Here is a 24,400-nt window from a genome sequence, read left to right as displayed (position 1 = left end):
CATATGAAACTACTGAACGTCAAAACTTCATTGGGCAACTTGTTTGTCGATCCCCCTTTAGGTTGGGCGCAACTACGCCATCAAAAATTGCGCTTGTTGGTAGCTCTAGCTGGAATTGCCTTTGCCGATATTCTCATATTCATGCAACTAGGGTTCAAAGCCTTATTGCTTGATGGTTCTACTCTCGTCCACAAAAATCTGCATGGCGACTTAGTTTTAGTTAGCCAACGAACGAAGTCTCTACTTGAAGGACAAGCTTTTTCTAGACGGCATTTGTACCAAGCAGTAGCTGTCGAAGGAGTTGCATCAGCCAGCCCTTTGTACTTTTCTTTCGGTGGATGGGTTAACCCTTGGAAGAAGGAAGTTAATAACATTGCCGTTATTGCTTTCAATCCCGCCCGACCTGTTTTAAACTTACCAGATGTTAACCAACAGCTAAACCAAATTAAACTGCCAAATGTAGTCCTTTTTGATAGTCAATCTCAACCCGACTTGGGGCCTGTAGCTGAGTCTTTTACTCAAGGACAGAGCATCACTACTGAAATATCAGGTCGTAGAGTTAGAGTTGGTGGTATTTTTACTCTTGGCAGCAGTATTTTTACTAGGGGTCATGTTATTACTAGTGACTGGAATTATTTACGTTTGTTTGGTGCTGACAGCATCGATAAAATTCATGTTGGAGTCTTGACTCTCAAGCCTGAGGCAGATGCTCAAAATATCAGCAAACAGATTCAGACACGCTTACCTAGCGATGTCAAAGTTATTACTCGTCAAGAGTTTATAGACGCAGAGCAGGCATACTGGGCAGCCGATCCGGCTGGTGTGATTTTTAACTTTGGTACAATTATGGGCTTTATTGTTGGGGTGGTGATTGTCTATCAAATTTTGTATTCAGATGTAAACAATCATTTATCAGAATATGCCACTCTCAAAGCAATGGGCTATACCGATATGAGCCTGTTAGTTGTTGTTTTTCAAGAAGCGATTATTCTCGCTATCTTAGGATTTATTCCTGGATTTGCTTGTTCTATTGGTATGTATGGGCTACTCGGAAATCTAACTCGCATTCCAATTTTGATGCGATTAGATGTGGCGTTGCAGGTATTTGCGATCACCGTTGTAATGTGTTTAGTTTCGGCGGCTGTTGCTATGCGGAGGTTGCAGTCTGCCGATCCAGCAGATGTGTTTTAGAAGGATAAAGGATGAAACCAGTAGTGTGCGTTATGGACATTAATCCTAACGCACCGAGAATTTACGATGGTGCGTTGCGCAACGCGACAACATACCCTACCAAGTGAAAGCCAAGTGTTGAATTAATATGTCTCAACAACTATCTACAAAACCTGTTGTCAGTGTTCGCCATCTTAACCACTCGTTTGGCAAGGGAGCTTTGCGAAAACCTGTATTAGTTGATGTAAATTTAGATATTTTTCCCGGCGAAATTGTTATCCTCACTGGCCCTTCAGGAAGTGGTAAAACAACATTACTCACTTTGGTGGCTGCATTGCGTTCTGTACAGGAAGGAAGTGTCAAAGTATTAGGTCACGAATTATACGGTGCGAGTAAAAGGCAATTAGTACAAGTTCGCAAGCAAATTGGTTTTATTTTCCAAGCACACAACTTGCTAGAATGCCTGACAGCACAACAAAATGTGCGGATGTCTCTGCGTTTGCATCATGAAATGTCTATGCAAGAGCGCATTGCTAAATCTATTGCAATTTTACAGGCGACAGGCATGGGAGAGCGTTTAGATTACTATCCCGATAGTCTTTCTGGCGGTCAAAAACAGCGTGTAGCGATCGCTCGTGCTTTGGTAAGTGAACCCCAACTACTACTAGCAGACGAACCAACAGCAGCACTAGATAGTAAATCTGGTCGTGATGTAGTAGAAATTATGCAGCAGTTGGCACAAGAGCAAGCAAGCACAATTTTGTTAGTTACTCATGATAACCGGATTCTAGACATTGCCGATCGCATTCTGCATATGGAAGATGGACGTTTAGCAACAGATACAGCACTGCGGGCTTAGGTTAGTGGAAATCACAAAGGGAAAGGGTTATTTAATAATACTTATAAGTAGCTAATCTTTCTAATACCAATTTAATGTGAAGTTGCACATATCTCGTTCCCCCTAAATCCCCCTTCAAAAGGGGAGGCAGTGCGGTGGTGAACCAGCACTCTTGGCGGGTAATACGAGCGCAGCTAGCTGACTGGTGCGCATGGTTTCCCGGCATAAAGGAGCGTAAGCGCCCTAACGGGTTAAGCGCGTCGAGTGCGACTGGCGTCACCTGCCGTGGACTTTGATAGATTTTTTCTGGTTCCCCCCTTTTTTCAAGGGGGGTTAGGGGGATCGAATTCTATGCAGCCTCATAAAGAATTGGTATAAGTTCTTATTTTTTCTTATTAAACTCTTATTTCTTTGTTGTATGAATCCCTCAAATGATTAAAATAATTAGCTCATTTAGTGGCTACATACGAGTTCATATTTTTCAGTGCAGATATATGTAAAGTCGGATATTTGGCTAGTTTAAAAACTAGAATCATAAAATTCAAATATTAATATACAGCAAGCCTAAATACTACATGAGCAAAAATATTTAATAGCTAATTGTTTAACTATTAGCTATTAGTAGCTTTTCCCTAATTAATTAATCCCGTCACTATGCAAAAGCTAGGATTATTAGGAATACTCAAATTAGGCTTGTTACTCTTATTTCAATCTCAGTTACTAGCAAAAAATCTTAACCCATTGCTTGAAAAAGCTTGGATTTTTCATGATTTTGATGGTAATGGTAATAGTGATGTAGGTTGGCAAAATAGAGAGTCAGGAGAATATGCGATTTGGCTAATGAATGAAACTTCTTTAGCTAGTTTAGTATTTTTCGCAAGGTTTTCAGATCCTGATTCTTGGTTTCCTAGTGCTGCTGATTTCAATGGTGATGGAAAGACAGATATCTTTTGGCGAAATTTCAATACTGGTGAAAATATTCTTTGGATAATGAATGGTGCTGATATTGTTAGTAAAACTAATGCCCAGCTTGTTCCTAACTCTTGGTTCCCTTACATTGGTGATTTAGATGGTGATGGAAAGACAGATATCTTTTGGCGGAATTTCAATACTAGTGAAAATGCTATTTGGTTAATGAATGGAACAGCCATTAATAATGCAACTTCAATTCAAGCTGTTTCTACTTCTTGGATAGCTGGTGTTTTTGATTTCAACGGTGATGGTAAGGTTGACATTTCCTGGCGCAATAGAAATACTGGAGAAAACGCAATTTGGTTAATGAATGGAACAGTGATTAATAGTGCCGCTTCAATCCAAACTGTTCCCTATTCTTGGTTTCCTTATATTGGTGATTTTAATAGTGATGGTAAGACAGATATATTCTGGCGCAACTTAAAGACTGGTGAAAATGCTATTTGGATCATGGATGGAACTACCATTAAAAATGCAGCTTTTGTACAAACTGTTCCCAGTTCTTGGTTGCCTTATGTTAACGATTTAAGTGGTAATGGTAAGACAGATATATTCTGGCGCAACTCAAATACTGGTGAAAATGCGATTTGGATCATGGATGGAACCACTATTAAAAATACAGCTTTTGTGCAAACTGTTCCAACTCATTGGTCGATTGGTATAGGCAATTTCAATGGTGATGGAAAGACAGATATATTCTGGCGGAACTTAAAGACTGGTGAAAATGCGATTTGGATCATGGATGGAACTTCTATTCAAAATGCAGCTTTTGTGCAAACCGTTCCAACCAATTGGCTGGCTTGGTTTTGAGCAGGAAAGAATCTTTTCAGCTTTTCATGGAAAACGTGATCGCTCCAGTTGCTTTGTTGGCGAAGCCTTCGAGTATCACTCTTTTTTGTATAGATTAATCAGCGTTAATCATCCAAAAATGAAGGTTAGAATTTATCGTAAATATAAATTTAAGTGCCTTTATGACGGCTGATTTAAGCTCACTGGATGCTTCTAGTTATTTAGCAGTATTAGCACAGGCTGCAAATGCGTACAGAGGAGAACACAACGAACGTCCTTCTCCTAGTGTACTGGTAGATGCATTACTACAAGCAGAAAAAACTACCAAGCAACAACGACTGACATATTCTTTTGAATCCTTACTTGGTCAATGGCGGCTGTGCTTTGCTACTGGAACTCGTAAAGTAAAAAAGCGAGGGGGAATTATTTTGGGTAAGGGTTTTTATTGGCCCAAATTTGCTCCAGCATATATTGCTTTTAGTGCTGTAACACCAATAACAGAAGAAATTCCAGCTAAAGGGGAAATAAAGAATCAGATTAAATTAGGGCAAGTGTTGTTAAAACTAACAGGCCCAGCTCAATATTTAGGTAAGAAAAATTTACTAGCGTTTGACTTTACTCACATCCAAGTCAGTTTATTTAACCGTGTTGTTTACAACGGACAAATTCGCGGCAAAGCCCAGACTGAGAATTTCTACAACCAACCTATCGCCAAACTGCCCTTTTTTGCGTTTTTTGCAGTGGCAGAAGACTGGATTGCAGCTCGTGGGCGTGGAGGTGGGTTGGCACTTTGGATTCGAGAAAAATAATTATTTACTGTCCGGAATGTTGTGTGTTGGTTTTGTAGCCTTCCATGATCCTACGCGATGTCGTTTCAATCTCCTAATTCAAAAGCGCTATACTAAAGCACGCCACACTGCTAAATCAGCGTGTGGTTTTACATTTGTAACCCTATCTCTATGCTGAATCCTAGTGCGATCACGACTGTCTTTACATGGGCAAGTAGGGATATTCTTTGTGGTTGCCCTAGAGATGTAGTGCGTTAACTTAGATGACAAGCACAATTTGGACTACTTTCAACTGAGAGGGAACGATAATGCATATGAAACCGGAAAAACCTAAATTTTCACCAAAGCCGCAAGAAGCGGATTCTAGTAGACCTCAAAAGCCTAAACCATGGAAACCACAAGAGGGAGAACCTCAAGCTTGTCAACATATCAAAATCATTGATTGTAACAAGCCAACTAGTCGAGTTTTTTATGAGTGCTATCACTGTCAGCAGGGATTACTGACAGAGTGTGTTAAATCGCCCCCAGTTCAAGAGACTGACGTAGTGTGTCCGAACTGCGGTAGAACTGCAATCAAGCTGCTCGCAAAAGAAGTGTTATCAACCACAGCAATCCCCTCTCCTTGGAGGTAATTTCCTACGGCGATCACAACTGCTTGTTTCGAGTAGAAAAGCGGTATGGCAAATTTTTCAATCAGAATCGCTGACATCATGGAATAAGGACTGCCATGCTGTTAAATTGTGAGTTTCTAATTTATGAGTAGCTTTCGTCGTTTTCGGCTCGCTGCTGCCATTTTTGCCATTGCTGCAATGGTGACTTTATGCTGGTTTACAATCGATCAAACGCCCGTGCAAGCCCAATCTCGACCAACAGCTGCCATTACACTAGATGGTCGCCGCTTGTTTGAAGTTAATCAAGCAGGACAATTTAGTGCTGAAAATCGCGCTGCTGACGCCAACTTAATTTTGAGAGAAGTAGTCCGCTCTAGTGAACCTGTGAAGGTGGAGATTTTACAAACCAATCAATTACCCGTAATTTTGGTCAACAGTCGTCACCTGCTGACAGTGACGCAACAAGACACTCCCACTGGCAGAACCACACAAGAACAAGCACAAATTTGGGTACAAAGGATTACTGAAGCTGTTCGGCAAGGACAAGAAGAACGAAGATTAAGTTATTTTTGGCGGGCAATATTACTAGCGGTTTTGTTTGTGTTGGGTGCGATCGCTCTCCATTTGGCTTTGGGTTGGGTTTGGCGCTATTGGTTGCGGCGGTTGCTTCCCCAAGAAGCCAATCACCCCGACACTGGAGCGCAACCTAAAGGGATTGAATTATTTCTGCAATTAACCCTCGTTTTTGTCCGTGCGCTTTTATGGATTGGGACGGCAATATATATTACTGACTTGTTTCCTTTGACAAGAGAGTGGAGCCAGCGTGCCGTCAGTATTCTCTGGATGAGTCTGACATCGCCAGTTATTTCCATCGGAGAAAGCTCTTATTCTGTCATCAATATTATTATTCTCATTGCCTTGTTTGTGGTAGTTCTGGCGATTGCTGGCGCAGTGACGAATTTAGTGCGATCGCGCGTACTGCGCATTACCAATATCAGCCGGGGTGTTCAAGAATCGATTGCAGTTGCGATCAATTACAGTCTGATTTTTATTGGTACAGTTGTGCTGCTACAAATTTGGGGATTAGATATCACTTCGCTAGCTATTGTAGCCAGCGTTTTGGGTGTGGCGATCGGCTTTGGTTTGCAGGGAGTTGCCAAGGAGTTAGTAAGTGGTTTTGTAATTACTTTTGAGCGTGCTATTGAAGTTGGAGATTTTGTGGAAATTGGCAAATTTATAGGAACGGTGGAGCGATTAAATGCTCGCAGTACTTATATCCGCACTCTAGATGACATAGTAGTGATTGTGCCAAATTCTCGGTTGTTAGATACAGAAGTAGTGAATTGGAGTCATCGCGGTTCTACATCTCGTTTAGTATTACCTGTACGCGTAGCTTATGGAGCAAGTATAAGTGTAGTACGCTCTGCCCTACTAGATGCTGCCCGCGAAAGCTCTGATGTCTTAAAAAAACCAGCGCCTCTTGTTTGGTTTCATGGATATGGCGAAGATTTTTTAAATTTTCAGTTGTTAGTTTGGATTTCCAAACCCCGTAAACAGTTTCAAATCAAGAGTGATTTATATTTTCTGATTGAAGAAAGTCTACGGCAGCACAATATTCATATTCCCTATCCTCAACGCTCTCTACATTTGCGTTCTGGCAGCTTACCCTTAGAACTTTCACCACAGCTAGAAAATTCTTTGTCTCATCTTTCTGAAGGTTTGCTTGCTTGGTTAAAAACCCAGTTGCAAAACCATAACTCTAATGGTTTTACTAATCAATCTTCTCAATCGACAAAAATTCCAACAGATAAAAATAATTTAGATTAACTTTCTTTCGTATCACTCTAGGATAGGAGTCACTAAGTGCAGTAAAGCTAAGTAGAATGGTTAACTAAAATCAAAGTTAGTAGAGTATTGTATTGAGCCACTTAACCCCCTTCAAGAGCGATAAATCGCTTACTACGAACAAAACTTTCATTTTACATCTAATTAAGCCTACCTAATTATCGAAAATAAAGTTTGACAAATTGTCTGTTGACAGAGCGATTCACTTCATTTTATAAAACAGGCGCTGATATAAAAATAACTATGAAACAGCAGCTTTTCTTCACATCTTTCGCTTTGGCAGTAGTGGCAGTCTTATTTAACTTTTGGAAAATTTCCGAAACTCATGCCCAAACTAATAACACTCAACAAGTGACAATCAAATTCCAAGCAATGGTGGGCGACAAGCCATTTAGCTGTGGTAATAGTTATACGGGCTTAGGTAAACCAGCAACTACTTTAACCCTCTCAGACTCTCGTTTTTATGTCTCTGATGTTGCTTTAATTGATGAAAAAGGCAAGTTAGCACCATTGACGCTTAACCAAGACGGCAAGTGGCAATATCAAAACGTTGCCTTACTAGACTTTGAAAACAAAACTGGTGCTTGTGCTAATGGCACTGTGGAAACACGAGATATTGTTGTCGGTTCGGTTCCACCTGGCAACTACAAAGGACTGCAATTCACTTTGGGTGTACCTTTTAACCTTAACCACGAAGATGCAACTGTTGCATCCTCTCCTCTTAACCTTACGTCTTTATGGTGGAACTGGCGCGGAGGCTACAAGTTTATGCGAATTGACTTGCAGCCAAACTCCGCAATATCAGCAGGCATGAAACATCAAGATAAACACGAAAGTGTAGGTTTTCCAATACACTTGGGTAGCACTGGCTGTGAATCGGTAGGAGATAACCAAAAACCATCTAGTTGTAGTCATCCTAATACTGCAAAAGTCATATTAGGTAACTTTATCCCCAACAAAAACGTGGTTATTGCTGACTTAAAAGCATTGGTAGCTGATACTAATTTGACTGGAAATCAAACTAATACCGCTCCTGGTTGTATGTCTGAGCCAACCGATACTGACTGTTCTGGCATCATGGCAAATATAGGTTTACCTTTTAACGGCAAATTTTCTCCTGGACAAACTTTTTTCAAGGTGAAGTAAAAAAATGAAGTGGCGGCGATCGCTAGCTTACATAATTATTTGTGTTCTATCGTTTCTGTTGGCGATCGGCTTGAGTCAGTTGTTGTCCATGAATAACAGGGCAACTGCTACAAAGCCAACTGCCACTTACACCTGGAACATTCCTGCTTGGATGCCCAAGCCTATAGTTCCAGCAGACAATCCTATGAGTGATGAAAAAGTCGAGCTGGGAAGACACTTGTTTTATGAACAGCGCTTATCTGTTACAGGAGAATTTTCCTGCGCTTCCTGTCACATCCAAGCCAAAGCATTTACTGACGGTAAAACCGTAGCAGTTGGTGCAACTGGAGAAAAGCACCCACGTAATTCTATGAGTCTGGCCAATATCGCCTACAATTCATACCATTTCACTTTTTGAGTGATTCATCTTCAACCCCTCCCAACCTCCCCTTAGTAAGGGGAGGTGCCGTAGGCGGTGGGGTAGATCCATATCAGCCTTTTCATGAAATAGTATCAGTTCTAACTTGGGCAAATCCTGGGCTGACAAAACTAGAGTCTCAAATGCTAATACCTCTATTTGGAGAACACCCAGTTGAAATGGGGATGGTAGGAAAAGAGCAAGAAATTCTGACTATGTTGCAAAGCGATCGCACCTACAAACAACTCTTTGCCGCAGCCTTTCCTGGGAAAGACTCAATCAGTATTGCTAACCTCGCTAAAGCGATCGCTGCCTTTGAACGCACATTGATTTCTGTCAATTCTCCCTATGATCGCTACCGCTATGGAGGTGATGTCAATGCTATCTCAGCAGCAGCAAAGCGCGGAGAAGCGCTGTTTAATAGCGAACGTCTGGAGTGCTTCCACTGTCATGGTGGAATTAATTTCTCCGACTCGGTGATGCACGAACGCCTAGCATTTAAAGAAATAGCTTTTCACAACACTGGGCTTTACAATATTGATGGCAAAGGTGCATATCCATCAAGTAACACAGGAGTACGCGAGCTTACAAACAAACCTTCGGATATGGGTCGTTTTAAAGCCCCGACATTGCGGAATATTGCATTGACAGCTCCCTATATGCATGATGGCAGTATAGCCACTTTAGAGGAAGTGATCGACCATTATCAGGCGGGAGGCAGAACCATCCACACGGGAAAGTTTGCGGGAGTAGGCAGTACAAATCCTTTTAAGAGTCAATTTATCTGAGGCTTTCAGTTAACTGAGTCCGAAAAGCAGGATTTACTAGCGTTCCTACACAGCCTCACAGATGAAACCTTCATTAATAACCCAGCATTTGCGCCAATCAGCCGAGAGCGGTGATTTCACAATGCAGCAGGTAATACTATTTCACGAAAAGGCTGATATGGATCTACCCCACCGCCTACGGCACCTCCCCTTAGTAAGGGGAGGTTGGGAGGGGTTGAATACGAATCACTCAAAAAGTGAAATGGTATAAGGCATATCCCCTACCAGCTATAGAAATCAACTTACTTCCAACCTTTTTCGGCTTGGGCGAGGACATATGCTGCTACATCTTCAATTTGCTCTGCTTTTAAACGAGCTTTGAAGGCAGGCATAGCATTTTTGCCATTAGTAACTTGAGCAATAATCGCTTCTGCTGAGTTCATTCCATACTTTTCCAAATCTTCCGTTTTCAGGCTTTTATTGGCTTGAACCAAGTTCTTACCACCCGCATGACATGAAGCGCAATTGGCACTAAAAACTTTAGCTCCGTTCCCTGCATCTGCTGCTAAAGCCGGACGATTGAAAGCAAAAGTGAAAATTGCTATGCTCAGTAAAAATACAGAAAAAATCTTTCTCATCTGGTGTTCTCTCTAGAAAAAGCCATGTTCGGCAGAGTATTCTCCCTAATTCTCTTGTCTAGGGTATATGTCGTCAAAAGACAAACTGTCAAACTTGGCTTTGTTGCTAATTCAGGTTAAGCTTTTAAATAATTCCCATTAATGATTTTCTAGAAAAAAACTGATACGCAACTTACCCATACCTGAATCCTGCTCTACAAAAGATCCAACCCCAAACACCTCGCGAATCAGCGTCGGTTGCAGTAGCTGTTCCGGTTTCCCTACTGCGGCAATGACTCCTTCTTTAAAGACGTAAATGCGATCGCAGTAAGTAGCAGCAAGATTCAAATCGTGTAAGGCGGCAAGTGTAGTCACACCTAGCCCTTTTACTAATTCCAAAAGTTCCAACTGGTAGCGAATATCGAGGTGATTGGTTGGCTCATCAAGAATTAAAAGGCGTGCTTGTTGGGCGATCGCATTCAATTGGCACTAAATAAGAATGAATACCGAGTTTCAATAAATCTTCTCGTGAGCCAATTGCTTGTTTTTCAAAAGCACTTTTAAAAGTCGATAATACAAAATCTGGCTCAACTCCTAAAAAAACTTCCTGTGACGGGTATTTCTGCGCTAAAACTGGAATTGTGGAATATGCCTGCTGATACTCTGGCAAAATCGGATTATCTAAATAAGCTGTACCAACCATGTGCTTTTCTAAACCCAGCGCTAACATGACTTCCGTTGCCGCTTGCGTCATGGTGACTACGCGTTGTGGTGGTTGATTGTAGGTAATCGTCAGATCACAATTTTTAAGTGTGGCTGGAGTATATTTTACAGCCTTAGAAACAGTATTATTTGATGTAACAACATTTTTGTTACACCCTGAAATCACTCCCAGAATAGCCACTACCAAAGCTGTAATCAAGGGTTTGAGTATCCAAGTATGGTGACGTAATTTACTCACACAAAACTCTCGTATCAAAACTCAACTGATGCTGTTCCTAACACCGTAAATGGTGGTGCAGGGTCGATACTATACCCATCAACCTCATAATACTTAACATTAGAAATATTCTTGAAGTTGACTGCAAATCGATAATTTTGCTGTCGATAGAAGATGGAAGCATCTGCTCGTAAATAACTTGCGAGTTTAAAAGCATTGGGTAAATCTACCTCTTGCTCGCCAACAAAATACAACCCAGCACCAAATCCTAGTCCTCGCAAACTACCACGCTGAAGTTCATAAGTTGTCCACAATCCAGCGCTATGTTCTGGAACACCAAATAATCTGTCCCCGACAGGAATCTCATTATCTTTAGTCACTTTGCCATCAATGTAAGCATAGTTGGCAATCACCTTCCAGCCTGGTGATATTTCTCCTGCAATATCTAATTCAATACCTCGGCTACGTTGTTCTCCCGTTTGGATACTGAGGATTGAGAGTTGATGATGTCGGGTGATGCGTTACTACAAGCTCGGCGATCGCACTTGCTCAAGTTCAGTCATCTTCAAAATCAGTTTGATTTCTTGCCAATAACTACAAGAGAAATTTAGGATGTGTTTGAAAATCGATTTAGGGTGTGTTGATCAAATATTTGTATAAATCATCAATTACTGCATTAGCAGCAATTAAGTTTGACCCAATCCAAGGCCAGATATCTACAGAGTATACATGCCCTTGCTGAACAGCTTTTAGGGTTTTCCAAAGGGGTTTTTGTTGTAGTTTCTTAAAGTTTTCTTTATCTCTGTTGTCAAAAGTTGTCACGAATAGAATGTCACCATCGAATTCTTCTAGTTTTTCTTCAGAAATACTCTCAGTCCAACCACTTGGTGTGACAACATTCTGCACTTTTGGGCGTTGCAATCCAATATCATCAAGAATAGAACCAATAAATGAGTTTTTCGCACTGCTTTGTATTTCTGATCCATTAATATGAATGACAGATATTGTTTTATTTTGATACTGACTGCTTAACGCTATTTTTAGTTCTTCTATTCGTTTATAATAATTATCCCATGCTTGTTGTGCGATTTCTTTTTTTCCTAATGCCTCAGCGATAAAATTGAAATGTTCTCTCCAAGAAGGTGTACCTTGCCATGCACCCAATGCTGTAGGACTGATTTGAGTGAGGCGAGGATAAATTGTTTTAACATATTGCCACCCCAGAATTAAATCAGGCTTAAGCCGCAATATACTTTCTAAATTAGGTTCATATTGAGAGCCTATTTTCTGTATTCCCTCTGCCTTATTCTTTAAATAGTCTGGGAAATCATCATCCCAACCATCAGAAGTGCTTCCTATTGGTTTAACACCAAGGACGAGTGCATTACCTAAAGTGAATTGAGATATAGTCACAAAACGCTGGGAATTTTTAGGAACACAGGTTTTTCCCATAGTGTGTGCAATTACTCGACACTCTTTCGCTGGTGGAGAAAGGCTTGTGGCATTTGGTTCGCTGCTGCGATAACAACCCGAAGCAAGCACAAATGCCACTATTCCCAAAAACAGCATGTAGGTGAGATGGTGTAGAAACTTTTTCATGAAGATTTGAACTTTTCTAACCTCTAGGAAACGGTTCCCTGCATTTTGAATAGAACACCTGCTTTAGAACTCGTAGGAAATGGTTGCCTGCACATTAAACGGTGCGCCTGGATAAACTCTGCTTCTATTTGTAGCAACTTCGTAGTATTCTACACCGAAGAGATTATTGATATTGATAGCAGTTCTCCAGTTATCTCGGCGGTAAAACAAGGCGGCATCAGTACGGACGTAACTGGGGTTTTGGAAGTTGCTGTTAGGAAAATCACCTTGTCGTTCGCCCACAAAGACTAGTCCAAATCCTAATCCTAATCCTCTGAAATCACCGCTTTGAATTTCGTAGGTTGTCCACAGGTTAGCTGCATTTTTGGGAACACTCGGCAAAAAATCACCCTCTGGAATGCGATTATCTTCGGTGACTCGCGCATCGGTGTAAGCATAGCCTGCAATAATATTCCATCCCGGTAGGATTTCCCCTTGAAGAGTGAATTCAATTCCTCGACTGCGCTGCTCACCGACTTGGATCGAGAAAATGGGATCAGCAGGGTCAGTAGTTAGTACGTTGCTTTTGGTAATCTCAAAAGCTGCTAACGTGGTGGACAGAGTATTGGTTATGTCTGCTTTGATACCTAATTCGTATTGAGTGCCTCGCTCAGGCTTAAAGGCTGTATTAGTCCGCGATCGCCCAATCACCGGATTAAACGATTGACTGTAGCTGGCATAGAGAGAAATCGGTTCAACAGGCTGATAGACAATACCAACACGAGGACTAAACGCTTGATCCGACTGAGAAAAGGTGTCAAAACTATCGAACTGTTTTGTGAAATCAAATCGTCCACCGACTAGTACGTGCAAATTGTCGGTAATATCAATTTGATCCTGAATATAGATCCCCAGGCTGTCCGTGAATGTTGTGCCAAAGTCCTCGATTTGGACGTCTGGTCGAGTAACATTATAGTCTGGGTTGAAGATATCGATTGTCGGTAATGGAGCAGTACCAAACGTAAAATAGCTAGTCGCACGACTGAGATCAAACCCGATCAATAACTGATGTTGAATGGAACCCGTGGCAAATTTCCCAATTAGATCGGTCTGCATTTGAAAGTCTTCGAGCCGAAAGCTACCATCCGCATAGATTTTGTCAATAAAGCGGTCTTCCCTTAAAGGTCTTGCTTCTATGTATGTATAGCCACCAGATTCTCGTCTGCCAGAGTAAGAAAAGCCATTGCGAAGCCGCCAGTTATCACTGAAATTATGCTCAAGCCGATAACCCGCCTGATATTGCTCCTCAATAAATTCATCTATGGATGGATAGAATAAGGCTCGATTGGTCGGCAGCACCAGAGAGCCATCGCTGAGGGCTACTACACCAAAATCAAGCACTGGATCGTTGTAGGTATAGGAGAAGTCAACCGTTAAGATGGTGTTTTCGCTGATCTTCCATTGCAGGACAGGAGCTATAAAAAAGCGCTCCTCACTCACAAAGTCCCGAAAACTACCATTGTTTTGATAGGCTGTATTGAGCCGATAGCGCACAGTTCCGTCATCACTTAAAGGCCCCGAAAAATCAAACTCTGGACGGTAAAAGCTGAACTGTCCTCCTGTGAACTGGATATTATGGTAAGGTTCACTCAGGGGCTGTTTCGTCACAGTGTTGATCACACCTCCGGGCTGCAATTGCCCAAACAGAACCGAGGCAGGTCCGCGCAACACCTCAATACGTTCTATATCAGCGAGATCTACATCAATAGGGGCAAAGCCACTGCTAGTCCGAAACCCGTTTCTGAGGTTGAAATCTTGTCTAAATCCACGAATGACAAAGTTTTGATTTTGAGGATACAACTGTGAAACACCCGGAGCATTATTTCGCACCGCATCTTGCAGCCGATTCACACCCTGATCTCTAATCACCTGATTGGGAATGACTTGAATCGACTGGGGAATATCTCGCAATGGGGTATCTGTGCGCGTCGCTGTACTCGCATCTGGTACACTATAGCCATCTTGTTCACCCGTCACCATCAACTCAATCGGCTCATTTTGTGGTGTCTCACTTGTCGGGGGTTCTGACCCCTCCCCTTCCCCTCCCCTTGGTAAGGGGAGGGGTGCCGTAGGCGGGGTGGGGTTTTGCGTCGCAGTTCCAGTGGGCGTCAAACCAAAAATCAAACCTTCATCACTATCAAACAACTCAACAGTTGGTACACTCGCCTCACCCGTTACCGTCACCCGGATTGTGTTGGCATCAAAATTTATTACCGTTATCTCAGTAATACCCGCAATTGGCTTGTCCGAGCGGAATGTAAACGCCTCACCATTAGGAAGGCGCAGTTGAGCATTGGGAATATCAGCGATAAAGTTATTGCCAGTACTGCGATTGATGGTTTTTAACTGTTCTCCTTGAGATGTCTGCAATATCACTTCCACACCTTTGTCGGTGGGGTTCGCTTTCACTCCCGTAACTTGTACAACACCCCCCTGTTTCCCCCCTTGGTAAGGGGGGTCTGGATTCGGGGAGTTGGTTGGTGTTGGCGTTTGCACTAGTTTTTGGGCGCTAGTAATGGGAAGTTCTATTTCACTCAGCTGTCGAATTTTTCTCTTAGATATGCCTTCTACTGTCTCAGCAGTTGCAGGATTTATGAACAACATCCAAAAAGAATTTGTAATCAACAGAATTGAAAGTAATTTTTGTAGCTTCATAATATTTGCCCCACACCTAATTTTGAAAAATGATTGCGACTGGATTATCCAATTCAAAATCCTATTAACTGGTAATTGCTTCGTGGTCTGGCAATCTATCCTCTACATCACGCAACACAGGAAAGGCATAACAGCCCAAACAAATCAGGACAACAATAAAAGAGAACAGGGCAAATTGGAGTGCCATGCCGCTACCTGTACCCGTACCAAATATGCTGCCGAAGATAGGAACTAGCATTCCTCCAGGTTGCATTGCAGGTTCAAAGAATCTGTCGGCAAGAGGCCCTGAAATCAACAATCCCAAGGGGACAATTAGTCCGGTAAGCAGTGAACTAGCAGCAAATACACGTCCTTGAGTGGCAGGTTCTACTTTGGAAAGCCAGATGGCTTCTTCGCAGCTATTTGCTAATGGCTTAAATAAACCTGCACAGAAGTTGGCTCCCATCCAGAGTGAGGGCGATCGCCAAATTCCCAGCATTGTCTCAAAGCCAAAAACAAAGGCTCGACCAATCAATAGCCCGTGGATGCGTCGTTTTGGCCCGCCCCAGAGCATCATTAAGATACCGCCAATTAAGCCGCCGAGTCCCATCGCTCCACCCACCATTCCCAATACAGCCGTATTGTTGTTGCTACGTGCCAAAATCATCGGTTCACTAACAGCAGAGGCGACATCAAAGAAAATGAAACTCAAGGAAAACAGTTGCAATGCCATGAGACTAGGACGTTGCCAAAGATAGCGAAATCCAAAGGTTAACTCTTGCCAAACTCCTTCTACTTTCGACTCTTGATTTTCTATTTCTCTTTGCGGTTGAGGAATTCTTGCAATCCAAAGTGTGCTAACAGCAATGGCAAATGTAGCAATATCAATCAGCAAAATACCAATTAATCCCACAATGGGATACAACACACCTGCTAATGCTGGAGCTATGACACCAGAGCCAAAGGTTCTAATCGATCCCATTGCGCCCACTCTGACATAGTGTTGTTGAGAAACAAGCAGAGCTTGAGAGGCAGAGAACGCTAACCCATGAAAGTAGCCGAATAATCCGTTAGCTGCTCCAATAATGTAGAGATGCCAAATAGCTAGCTGGTTAGTAAAAAATAAGCCCAGGACGATGACAGTGGAAAGTGCGGCAACAGAATCACCACCAATCATGATCAATTTGCGATCGCTGCGATCAACTAAAATCCCGGCAAAGATGGAAGCAATTAAAATCGGAACTTCTGTGAAAAAAGCAATTAGAGCCAGTGGAGTGGCTTCACCTGTTTGCTGCCATGCCCAGATGGTAAGGGCAAAACTCGTCATATTAGAGCCAATCAAAGAGGCGGTTTGTCCTAGCCAGATGAAAGTAAAGGTGCGTAAACTTTTGGGTTGTTGCTCTAATGTCATATCAATGTGCCTGAGCCAGTTTTTTCTTCATGCGGGCAATGCGATCGCTTGGTTTCAATAGAGGGCAGTTGCCACACTTGGAATAATCTGGAGGAATCAGAGCAATGAGGCAGCAAGTTTTTCGGACTTTCATCTGGGTAGGTAAACCAGGTTCATTAAATTTTTCGCTGCGGATCAAGTTGTAGAGAGGATTTGGTTTCTGAAGTGTCTCCTGCACAGAATTGGACAGAACTAAACTATGGGGCTGTTCAAATAACACCGAATAATCCGTTTGGATAGCTTCTTTTTTTGCATATCCATCCAAATCCTCAAATATTCCATAAGAAGCATTGACTGCATTTCCCCAAAGTGTCTTTTTGGATACTTTGGTTAAGGTGTGGAGGCGATTAATGATAGGTAACAGATGATTTTGAAATAAGCCCGTAAATACCGAATTGTAGAGTTCATCTACACTGTTTGCTAATTTACCTGGATAGCCGTTGGGAATGGAAATTGGACATCGCTCTGGATAAATTACAGTACGGCTGGGATCGTGAAACCACAACGCTTGCAATTCACCGTCTTTGAAGACAAAACTTACGTTATCAAGTGAGGCATCAAATCCTACACCTGCCCAAGTCATGAACGCTAAGACACCCGGTAAAGGTGTCCAGCTATAGGCTTTGTTCCATAACGATGCAGCAACGCGAAGATCCTGAGTCTTTTGATATTCCGGACTAGCCTTGAGGATGGATAGTAGATTGTTAGGTTGCAGATATTGAGTAGCCCCAATCACGTCTACATCATTGGCAGGTGTTGTGAGGAGAATGCCATCTGTATAGAAGCTATCCAACGTCTGTTGAGCATGAGCATATATTTCTTCTACAAAATGAGATTGTAATGTTTTTATCATTGATAATTCTCCTCAACTAGATATCTAAAGAGATCGTCAAGAATGCGATTTGCCCCACCGATATTGCGTTGTGCAACCCAAGTGGCATAATGCACGTTGTAAACTTTGCTCTGTTTAACCACATTCAGTCGAAACCACAACGGATTTTGCTTTAGTTGTGTCAACGTAGATTCTTCAGGTTTAGGTGTCACGGCGAACATGACATCCCCCTCAATCAAGTCAAGTCTTTCAATCGAAACATCTGCTGTAAAACCATCTTTTATTTGTGCAACTGGTCGTTTTAACCCTGCTTCCTCAACCACAGAACCCATGAACGATCCTCTCAAGTAGATTCGGGTTGGATAATTTGGCCCATAGTTAATAGTGGCGATGATGGAAACTTTAGTTTCCTTGAGCCTGTCACCCATTCTTTGTTGAAATTCTGCAATTCGCTGATGGTAATTGTGCAAAAGTTGCTCTGCTTCTTGAGTTTTATTCAATGCATCAGCATAGATTTTTAAATCTTCCTTCCAGTAGTCCTTCCAATAATTACTCTCAGCAGCATTTCCGCTCGCAGCGACGACAGTTGGCGCAATTTGCGATAGCTGATTGTAGATTCCCATTCCCTTAACGTAAAATTGGGGACTCAGAATTAAGTCAGGCTTTAGGAGGACAATCTTCTCAAGATTGGGTTGTAAATCTCCACCGATAACTGCAATTCCTTCTGTCTGTTCTTTTGGATAAACATTGATTTGTTTGAGTGCATCAAATTCTGTAGCTCCTATCGGTTTTAGCCCCAATGTCAAAACCGCATCCAGTGGGCTGGTATCCAAAACAATGATTCGTTGTGGATTGATGGGAACGCAGCTTTCCCCCATTCCATGTTTAACGATTCTGCATTTTGAGGTAATGAGTGAGGATGAATTGGAAGAAGGTTGAGAAAATTTGCTATTACAAGCACAAGTCAATGTCAAGGTACTGACTACCAACAAAAATAAATTGAGCCATCGGCTAAAACACCACAACCGTAACTTCAAGCTGCTCCTCACATTATTTATTGATTAAACTCCAAAGTGAATCTTGCTCAATTCAGCTACACTTGGGGTTGCTGCTTGAGCAGATAACTCAATCTGATTCCAAAACAAACTTGAGAATATTTTTCAGAAAGCTTACAGGAAATAATAAACCCATTGGAAGTACTTCACTTGTTCCAAACGGAATTTTTTTTGTTCCAAACGGAATTTTTTGAATTAATTTTCGGATAATGAGGGCGATCGCCTGCTCTAAAATTTCAAATTATCTGGCGGCTATTGAGTTGTTCCCAGCACATTAACCTCAAAACTCCATATTTCCTTGAGGAGGCGATTTATATAGTTGTTATGACTTTTCAAAAAGCTTATACAGTTTGCATCAGGCGATCGCTTTCGCAATTCATAGCAATTTCTAGCTACCAGATTAAACCTAGTTACTAGGCTTTGATGGCTCTGCCTGGTGGATCTGTAGCAATCAAATCACCAAAAGACGACGGGGAAGCCCGTTCCTTTAAGGGGCACTCAGAACCGTCGTCCGTCGTCTTGGGGCAAGGGGCAAAGGGCATTCATGCATTGGCCAATGCCCAATTCCCAATTCCCGATGCCCGCGAAATTCCCCAGACTTCAGTCGGGGGATGAGCTTAACTTGCATCTGGGTAAACATGAGGAATTATCATGCTAATCGCGATCGCTATATACAAAAGCTATTGAAAATTAATAGCAATAGTTTGAATTGTTTGTTAGATTGTTTTTTGTATAGATACTATGACCTCTAACATCAGCTTTTCTTGTGGGAGATTCACTCTCCCGCATATTTTTCTGATTGGACAAATCTCAAGAAATCAAGATAGCTATTGATTTTAGTGTCAATAACTAAAGTTTATCAATTTAAAATTTAGCGACGCCTTAATTTAAATATGAGTGACTGCCCTTGCTGTAATCGAAAACTTTTGCAACATATTCGTACTAGTGGAGTTTATTGGTTTTGTCCCGATTGTCGCCAGGAGATGCCAGATATGAGTTCGGTAGTTCATGCTAAACGCTTATCTTCTGCGATATTTTCAGCAAATATAAGAGGAAAAGTGCTCTGATAGGCTTAAGAGTCAATAATGCTTTCCAAAATTTCAAATTACCTTACGGTGATTTGCAGCAAGATGCGTGCCAGGATTCATCCCAAACTTTTTGCGAAACGCAGCATAAAAAGAACTAGTACTAGCATAGCCAACAGCACGTGCAACTTCCTGAACACTCATTGTTTGCGCTTCCAGTAGCTTTCTGGCTCGATTCATGCGGTAGTCATGTAAATAGCCAAATACTGTTGTTCCAAAAACTTGCCGAAACCCTCGCTTTAAAGTGCAGTCATTCATCCCTACTTTTCGCGCTAACTCTAACAGCGAAGGGGGATGCTCGGCGTGTTGGAGCAAAATATCCTTGGCTTGGTGAATGCGATCAACATCATCCAATCGCAGCTTTACTGCCAATTTTGATTTCTGCTGTGACATCATCGAATCGAGATATAGTGCCAGAATTTCTAATGATTTGCTCTCTAGATAAAGCTGCTTTGTCAAGCCCTGGTAGGGACAGTTGAGGATTTGCTCTAAGACAAGGTGCATGGCAGGAGTGGTGGTTTGGAGTGATGAAAAGGGTAAGCTCTCATCACCCTCAACCATACGTTGTAACTCAAGCGGCAGCAAATGAAAGTGCTCTCCTGCCAAAGTCCTAAACAATTCCGGCTGAAGATGAATATCAACTTCGATTCTGGGATAACGGGCAATATCTAAACTTTCACCACCAGGTATAAACATCCCAGCTACATAATGCTGTCCTTCGGTGACATAAGATCCATCCCAAAACTTCCAGCTAGAGGAGAGATTGAAAACCCACTCCAAACAGCCTGCTTCACAAGGCTGTCCATCTACAGTAATTACATCCTCATGGAAGCTGTAGCGATGGAGAGTTAGATCAACGCCGTTACGTAAACTGATATTCCGCTTATAGCCCTTAGCAATCTGTGTAGGATACTCCCCAATCACATCAGAACTATCCAACGGATCTATGTTGCGAGCTTTTTGCCAACTTTCGTCCCAAAGTTCACGCCAACTTGACGATGAGAGGATGATGCTCATTTAAAGTAAGTTCAACATTGTTGATTAAATTTGTCATTAATCTAGTTTAATATCTAGTAATATCAGTAGACTGAAAACTTTTGCGTTCACGTTCTCGAAGCGTGCCGAATGGCATCAGTGCAGTTGTCAAGAATTACTGGGAGAACAGCGAAGCAATTACGTTTTTGGCGTATAGCTCATGTCAAGGAGGCTATACAAGAAGGGTAGTGCGAGAATTCTAGATTATCATTTCTTTAGACACAGCCTCTCAACAATATTATTACTGCTACTATGAAGTGGCTTTTTTACCACCTCTTGCTAATTGCACAGTAAAAGTCGAGCCTTCTGAGGGCTTGCTCTTGACAGTCAAAGAGCCACCACACCGCTCTAGTAATTGCAGCACAATTGTTAACCCTAAACCTGAACCTCCTTGTTCTTCACTAGCCACTGAGCGCACTCGATAAAAGCGATCAAAAATTTTGGAGATCTCACTCTCAGCAATACCAATACCAGTATCGCGAAATTCTAGTAAGACAAAATCTCCTTGAGTGCGAGCTTTGACCCATACTTGACCGCCACAAGGGGTAAACTTAATGCTATTGGAAAGTAAATGAATCACAATCTGTCTTAGCCCTCCACTAACGCACCAAACAGGAGGAAGTTCGGTAGATACGGTGTAAGCTAGCATGATCCCTTTTTCTTGTGTTAAAGGCTGGTAGGTACTGACTACACCAGGTACGACATCTGCCAGGTTTAATAATTCTAAGGTTGTTTCCTGCAAATCTCGTTCAATTTGCATCAGTTCTCGTACACCATTAATTAGAGAAGTCTGGCGATCGCACTCTTGGTTGAGCATTTGTAGATAACGTTGTCGCTGAGAATTTTTCAGAGTTGGAGAATTTAATAAACTCAGCGCTGTCTTCATATGGGTAAGAGGTGTACGCAGTTCCTGACAGACATTGTTCAAAAATTCATCTTTAAACTGCAAAGTGCTGTTTAGCATTTGTTTTTGCCGTTTTAGTCTCAAGATTTGCTTTAGTTTAATTTCATGATTAATTTGTTTCTGTCGCTGGAGTTGTTTTACCAACAGTTGATGAATAAGTTCTGATTCAAGTATTTTTGGGCAGATAAAATTAATGAGTGGATTACTTGTTAACGATTCTGCTGTGATTGCCTGTTGGATACCATTTAAAATCGGCTGAATAATTTTCCCCTCGATAGTATTGATAGCTAGTAAGTTTTGTTGGCTTTTGATAACTCGATGAGCCACTGTTAAACTACAGAACTGCGGCGACAAAACTATCAGAAAATATTCCCGTCGTATCTTGCTATCTGGTGGAAATAGTACGTCAATACAATTTGGATTAGGAGATTGTGATACAGAAGCCCCAGTGGTATTTTCTGTCTGCGCGAATCTCGCACTGTTTTCTTTGTTGTAGAAATCTACAGGGTAAGAATTGGTGTGATTTTCCTCCTGGAGATGCCCGTAGGATACGACTGATGTAGATATGTTTTGGGCGGTTGGTAGAGTACTCAACTGCTTATCCTGTAGACTAGTTGCCTGATACACACCTGGTGCGCGGCTTCTCTTAGAGTGAGCAACTTCTCTTAAAGTAGAGCTTCCTATAGGATACGAACTACTGGCAGGAGATGGAGAGAAATTGCTTTGTTCTACTTTCCCCCTATTTGCAACATGGCAAGTATAGATAGCGACTGAATCACCAAATTTTTCCTGATAGCGCTGAATTTCTGAGTGCCAAATTTTTCCTGGCGGTAGTTTTACCCACAAAGTGGCTGCAATCTGCTGCTCAATTAGTAAATCAATTTGCGCCCTCAGCAGTGATAGTAAGTTAGAAGGACTTAATAATAAGGTTGGAGGAGGCGTTTGCACGCTGGAAGCCAGATGATAAATTGACAGTTTCTGAGCTAGATAAAAATTCATGAGCCGAACGTATTAGGGCAATACCAAGAATAATAAAGCAATAATTAATACTGCCTAGTGTTTTACTGTAAGTATTTATTTTTGACAATATAAATTGAAAATAGTTAGTAGTCGGTTATAAAAACTACACTACTAACTATGTAGAGACGCGCCATAGCGCGTCTCTACTACTAACCATTAACCTTCTTTATCCTTTGTGCTAAAGCATCGCGTGCGTGTTCCCTGTCATCAAAGTGAATTTTTTCAGTTCCAAGAATTTGGTAATCTTCATGACCTTTGCCTGCGAGCAAGACACCATCTCCGGGTTGTGCTTGTAAAATAGCATTACGAATGGCCGTAGCGCGATCGCATATAACTATTGGTTGCACTGTTGGGGGTATCCCTGCCAAAATATCTTGCAAAATTCGCTCTGGATCTTCAGTACGAGGATTATCGGAGGTTACAACTGCTACATCTGCTAATTCAGCCGCTATTTTACCCATTTTTGGACGTTTTGTCCGATCTCTATCTCCGCCGCAGCCAAACACGCAAATCATCTTACCGGGGATAAATGGACGTGCAGCTTTGAGCAAACTCTCCAAGCTATCTGGGGTGTGGGCATAATCCACAATCACACTGATATCTTGCTCTTGGCTAATTTGCACTCTCTCCATCCGCCCAGGTACTCCAGGAAACTCAGGAATGGCAGATGTTACTATATCTAAATCTAATCCCAGGTGTAAAACTGCTCCTACTGCTGCCAGTAGATTTTCGAGGTTGTATTGACCGACTAACGGTGAGTTAAAAGCTACATCTCCTTTTGGTGTATGCAGCATACCACTAACACCGTTCGGTTCGTAACTTAAATTACTCATCCACAAATCAGCAGTAGAATCGCTAACACTATAGCTCCATACTTTATCTGGATCTAAAGATGATATTAATCGCTTGCCGTAGGAATCGTCTGTGTTAATTATCGCCCGTCCTTTGAGATAATTCGGACTGAATAGTAAAGCTTTGGCTGCAAAGTAATCTTCCATATCACGGTGATAGTCCAGGTGATCTTGGGTAAGATTGCTAAATACCCCTACTTCAAATTGGCAGCCCAGTACTCGCCCCTGCGCTAAAGCGTGGGAACTGACTTCCATCACACCGTATTCATTACCAGCAGCAACAGCCTCAGCTAGCTGGCGTTGCAGATCTACAGCAAAGGGTGTTGTATGTACAGCAGTTTGCGTAAATCCTGGCCAACGAGTATAAAGAGTTCCCATTAAAGCAGTGATTTTATTGGCTTTATTTAAGAAATACTCAATTAGATGGGTGGTTGTGGTTTTGCCATTAGTACCGGTAACACCGACAAGTTTGAGTTTATGCCCTGGATAGTCGTAAAAAGCAGCTGAGATTTGAGCACAGGCTTGCGTCATGTCAGTGGCACTAATCACACAAGCCTCCGGTGTGGGAGGGTGTTTTTGGGCTGCACCAGGAGATATGATCGCTGCCACAGCACCCGATGCGATCGCGCTTTGCCAAAAGTCTCCACCATCAACACGAGTGCCAGGCATACCAATGAACAAATCTCCCGGATTCGTGGCATGGGAATTTGTTGTCAGCCCTTTCACCTCACCATCTAACGCTGGATGTTGAGGTAATTGCAAAATTCCCTCTACAGTAGCGATTAACTCCCGCAGTTTCATGTTGTGAACCTCGTTAAAAAAGGGACTAAGGACTAGGGATTGGAAGAGTGGGAGAATAGGAGCAACAGATGAGGGAGATAGGGAAGATGGGGAAGAATTTACTCTTATTACTTCCTCAACTCCCTCACCAAAAGACGACGGGGAAGCCCGTTCCTTTAAGGGGCGCTCAGAACCGTCGTCCGTCGTCTTGGGGCAAGGGGCAAAGGGCATTCATG

At 42.1% G+C, this 24,400-nt stretch carries 23 protein-coding genes; 10 read left to right on the top strand and 13 right to left on the bottom strand.

Going from position 1 to position 24,400, the window contains the following annotated elements:
* Positions 1–3 precede the first annotated feature (3 nt).
* The 4 genes from devC (at position 4) to QUB80_RS32005 (ending at position 4,578) form a co-directional block, all read left to right on the top strand.
* Positions 4–1,191 (top strand): ABC transporter permease DevC, encoded by a 1,188-nt coding sequence (gene devC, locus QUB80_RS32020; RefSeq protein ID WP_289793498.1) that lies wholly within the window; start codon positions 4–6, stop codon positions 1,189–1,191.
* A gap of 127 nt (positions 1,192–1,318) precedes the next feature.
* Complete coding sequence (locus QUB80_RS32015; RefSeq protein ID WP_289793497.1) at positions 1,319–2,029, top strand: DevA family ABC transporter ATP-binding protein; 711 nt, start codon at positions 1,319–1,321, stop codon at positions 2,027–2,029.
* A 633-nt stretch (positions 2,030–2,662) separates the two neighbouring features.
* The gene (locus QUB80_RS32010; RefSeq protein WP_289793496.1) at positions 2,663–3,790 is read left to right on the top strand and encodes an FG-GAP repeat domain-containing protein; all 1,128 of its coding nucleotides are present in this window, start codon (positions 2,663–2,665) and stop codon (positions 3,788–3,790) included.
* Positions 3,791–3,951: 161 nt separating this feature from the next.
* A complete protein-coding gene (locus QUB80_RS32005) occupies positions 3,952–4,578 on the top strand; it encodes a hypothetical protein (RefSeq protein WP_289793495.1) in 627 nt (208 codons plus the stop codon).
* Between the two features lie 508 nt (positions 4,579–5,086).
* On the opposite strand, the gene QUB80_RS34995 is transcribed toward QUB80_RS32005, so the two are convergent.
* Entirely contained in the window at positions 5,087–5,269 is a 183-nt protein-coding gene (locus QUB80_RS34995) for a hypothetical protein (RefSeq protein ID WP_336622366.1), read from the bottom strand.
* Positions 5,270–5,312: 43 nt separating this feature from the next.
* Between QUB80_RS34995 and QUB80_RS31995 the strand changes: the two genes are divergently transcribed.
* From QUB80_RS31995 to QUB80_RS31975, 5 genes are all read left to right on the top strand, one after another.
* The gene (locus tag QUB80_RS31995; protein WP_289793494.1) at positions 5,313–6,995 is read left to right on the top strand and encodes a mechanosensitive ion channel family protein; all 1,683 of its coding nucleotides are present in this window, start codon (positions 5,313–5,315) and stop codon (positions 6,993–6,995) included.
* Between the two features lie 261 nt (positions 6,996–7,256).
* A complete protein-coding gene (locus QUB80_RS31990; protein WP_289793493.1) occupies positions 7,257–8,159 on the top strand; it encodes an MbnP family copper-binding protein in 903 nt (300 codons plus the stop codon).
* A 4-nt stretch (positions 8,160–8,163) separates the two neighbouring features.
* Positions 8,164–8,556, top strand: a complete 393-nt coding sequence (locus QUB80_RS31985; RefSeq protein WP_289793492.1) for a cytochrome c peroxidase — start codon at positions 8,164–8,166, stop codon at positions 8,554–8,556.
* Positions 8,553–9,344, top strand: a complete 792-nt coding sequence (locus QUB80_RS31980; protein WP_289793491.1) for a cytochrome c peroxidase — start codon at positions 8,553–8,555, stop codon at positions 9,342–9,344. The genes QUB80_RS31985 and QUB80_RS31980 overlap by 4 nt, the downstream gene beginning before the upstream one ends.
* Positions 9,345–9,405: 61 nt before the next feature.
* Positions 9,406–9,594: a hypothetical protein gene (locus tag QUB80_RS31975; protein WP_289793490.1), complete on the top strand. Its 189-nt coding sequence runs from the start codon at positions 9,406–9,408 to the stop codon at positions 9,592–9,594.
* Positions 9,595–9,625: 31 nt separating this feature from the next.
* Here QUB80_RS31975 and petJ read toward each other — a convergent pair whose 3' ends face one another.
* From petJ to QUB80_RS31930, 9 genes are all read right to left on the bottom strand, one after another.
* Positions 9,626–9,961, bottom strand: a complete 336-nt coding sequence (petJ, locus tag QUB80_RS31970) for a cytochrome c6 PetJ (RefSeq protein ID WP_289793489.1) — start codon at positions 9,959–9,961, stop codon at positions 9,626–9,628.
* Between the two features lie 138 nt (positions 9,962–10,099).
* Entirely contained in the window at positions 10,100–10,423 is a 324-nt protein-coding gene (locus QUB80_RS31965) for an ATP-binding cassette domain-containing protein (RefSeq protein ID WP_289793488.1), read from the bottom strand.
* Positions 10,383–10,901 carry a TroA family protein gene (locus QUB80_RS31960; protein WP_289793487.1) on the bottom strand — a complete coding sequence of 173 codons (519 nt, stop codon included), beginning with the start codon at positions 10,899–10,901 and terminating at the stop codon, positions 10,383–10,385. Before QUB80_RS31960 ends, QUB80_RS31965 begins: the two co-directional genes overlap by 41 nt.
* Before the next feature lie 14 nt (positions 10,902–10,915).
* Positions 10,916–11,365 carry a TonB-dependent siderophore receptor gene (locus QUB80_RS31955; RefSeq protein ID WP_336622367.1) on the bottom strand — a complete coding sequence of 150 codons (450 nt, stop codon included), beginning with the start codon at positions 11,363–11,365 and terminating at the stop codon, positions 10,916–10,918.
* 145 nt (positions 11,366–11,510) lie between these two features.
* Positions 11,511–12,332 carry an iron-siderophore ABC transporter substrate-binding protein gene (locus QUB80_RS31950; RefSeq protein WP_289793486.1) on the bottom strand — a complete coding sequence of 274 codons (822 nt, stop codon included), beginning with the start codon at positions 12,330–12,332 and terminating at the stop codon, positions 11,511–11,513.
* Positions 12,333–12,542: 210 nt separating this feature from the next.
* Positions 12,543–15,173 (bottom strand): TonB-dependent siderophore receptor, encoded by a 2,631-nt coding sequence (locus QUB80_RS31945; protein ID WP_289793485.1) that lies wholly within the window; start codon positions 15,171–15,173, stop codon positions 12,543–12,545.
* 64 nt (positions 15,174–15,237) lie between these two features.
* Complete coding sequence (locus QUB80_RS31940) at positions 15,238–16,563, bottom strand: MFS transporter (protein ID WP_289793484.1); 1,326 nt, start codon at positions 16,561–16,563, stop codon at positions 15,238–15,240.
* A gap of 1 nt (position 16,564) precedes the next feature.
* Positions 16,565–17,455, bottom strand: a complete 891-nt coding sequence (locus tag QUB80_RS31935) for a ferric iron reductase (protein ID WP_289793483.1) — start codon at positions 17,453–17,455, stop codon at positions 16,565–16,567.
* On the bottom strand, positions 17,452–18,483 hold the full coding sequence (locus QUB80_RS31930; RefSeq protein ID WP_289793482.1) for an ABC transporter substrate-binding protein: 1,032 nt from the start codon (positions 18,481–18,483) through the stop codon (positions 17,452–17,454). Before QUB80_RS31930 ends, QUB80_RS31935 begins: the two co-directional genes overlap by 4 nt.
* Before the next feature lie 429 nt (positions 18,484–18,912).
* Between QUB80_RS31930 and QUB80_RS31925 the strand changes: the two genes are divergently transcribed.
* Positions 18,913–19,104, top strand: a complete 192-nt coding sequence (locus QUB80_RS31925; protein ID WP_289793481.1) for a hypothetical protein — start codon at positions 18,913–18,915, stop codon at positions 19,102–19,104.
* A gap of 485 nt (positions 19,105–19,589) precedes the next feature.
* Here QUB80_RS31925 and QUB80_RS31920 read toward each other — a convergent pair whose 3' ends face one another.
* The 3 genes from QUB80_RS31920 to QUB80_RS31910 form a co-directional block, all read right to left on the bottom strand.
* Positions 19,590–20,591, bottom strand: coding sequence for a helix-turn-helix transcriptional regulator (locus QUB80_RS31920; protein WP_289793480.1), 1,002 nt, complete (start codon positions 20,589–20,591; stop codon positions 19,590–19,592).
* Positions 20,592–20,859: 268 nt separating this feature from the next.
* The gene (locus QUB80_RS31915; RefSeq protein ID WP_289793479.1) at positions 20,860–22,512 is read right to left on the bottom strand and encodes a DICT sensory domain-containing protein; all 1,653 of its coding nucleotides are present in this window, start codon (positions 22,510–22,512) and stop codon (positions 20,860–20,862) included.
* 170 nt (positions 22,513–22,682) lie between these two features.
* Positions 22,683–24,185: a UDP-N-acetylmuramoyl-L-alanyl-D-glutamate--2,6-diaminopimelate ligase gene (locus tag QUB80_RS31910; protein WP_289793478.1), complete on the bottom strand. Its 1,503-nt coding sequence runs from the start codon at positions 24,183–24,185 to the stop codon at positions 22,683–22,685.
* Positions 24,186–24,400: the final 215 nt, after the last annotated feature.

Source organism: Chlorogloeopsis sp. ULAP01 (genome assembly GCF_030381805.1).
GTDB lineage: Bacteria > Cyanobacteriota > Cyanobacteriia > Cyanobacteriales > Nostocaceae > Chlorogloeopsis.
This window is presented reverse-complemented; position numbering and strand designations above follow the sequence as displayed.

What these genes read in the sequence shown, in the direction of transcription:
- devC (WP_289793498.1), top strand. Translation starts at nt 4, where the DNA reads ATGAAACTACTGAACGTCAAAACTTCATTGGGCAACTTGTTTGTCGAT.
- QUB80_RS32015 (WP_289793497.1), top strand. Translation starts at nt 1,319, where the DNA reads ATGTCTCAACAACTATCTACAAAACCTGTTGTCAGTGTTCGCCATCTT.
- QUB80_RS32010 (WP_289793496.1), top strand. Translation starts at nt 2,663, where the DNA reads ATGCAAAAGCTAGGATTATTAGGAATACTCAAATTAGGCTTGTTACTC.
- QUB80_RS32005 (WP_289793495.1), top strand. Translation starts at nt 3,952, where the DNA reads ATGACGGCTGATTTAAGCTCACTGGATGCTTCTAGTTATTTAGCAGTA.
- QUB80_RS34995 (WP_336622366.1), bottom strand. Translation starts at nt 5,269, where the DNA reads ATGATGTCAGCGATTCTGATTGAAAAATTTGCCATACCGCTTTTCTAC.
- QUB80_RS31995 (WP_289793494.1), top strand. Translation starts at nt 5,313, where the DNA reads ATGAGTAGCTTTCGTCGTTTTCGGCTCGCTGCTGCCATTTTTGCCATT.
- QUB80_RS31990 (WP_289793493.1), top strand. Translation starts at nt 7,257, where the DNA reads ATGAAACAGCAGCTTTTCTTCACATCTTTCGCTTTGGCAGTAGTGGCA.
- QUB80_RS31985 (WP_289793492.1), top strand. Translation starts at nt 8,164, where the DNA reads ATGAAGTGGCGGCGATCGCTAGCTTACATAATTATTTGTGTTCTATCG.
- QUB80_RS31975 (WP_289793490.1), top strand. Translation starts at nt 9,406, where the DNA reads ATGAAACCTTCATTAATAACCCAGCATTTGCGCCAATCAGCCGAGAGC.
- petJ (WP_289793489.1), bottom strand. Translation starts at nt 9,961, where the DNA reads ATGAGAAAGATTTTTTCTGTATTTTTACTGAGCATAGCAATTTTCACT.
- QUB80_RS31950 (WP_289793486.1), bottom strand. Translation starts at nt 12,332, where the DNA reads ATGGGAAAAACCTGTGTTCCTAAAAATTCCCAGCGTTTTGTGACTATA.
- QUB80_RS31945 (WP_289793485.1), bottom strand. Translation starts at nt 15,173, where the DNA reads ATGAAGCTACAAAAATTACTTTCAATTCTGTTGATTACAAATTCTTTT.
- QUB80_RS31940 (WP_289793484.1), bottom strand. Translation starts at nt 16,563, where the DNA reads ATGACATTAGAGCAACAACCCAAAAGTTTACGCACCTTTACTTTCATC.
- QUB80_RS31935 (WP_289793483.1), bottom strand. Translation starts at nt 17,455, where the DNA reads ATGATAAAAACATTACAATCTCATTTTGTAGAAGAAATATATGCTCAT.
- QUB80_RS31925 (WP_289793481.1), top strand. Translation starts at nt 18,913, where the DNA reads ATGGCTCTGCCTGGTGGATCTGTAGCAATCAAATCACCAAAAGACGAC.
- QUB80_RS31920 (WP_289793480.1), bottom strand. Translation starts at nt 20,591, where the DNA reads ATGAGCATCATCCTCTCATCGTCAAGTTGGCGTGAACTTTGGGACGAA.
- QUB80_RS31915 (WP_289793479.1), bottom strand. Translation starts at nt 22,512, where the DNA reads ATGAATTTTTATCTAGCTCAGAAACTGTCAATTTATCATCTGGCTTCC.
- QUB80_RS31910 (WP_289793478.1), bottom strand. Translation starts at nt 24,185, where the DNA reads ATGAAACTGCGGGAGTTAATCGCTACTGTAGAGGGAATTTTGCAATTA.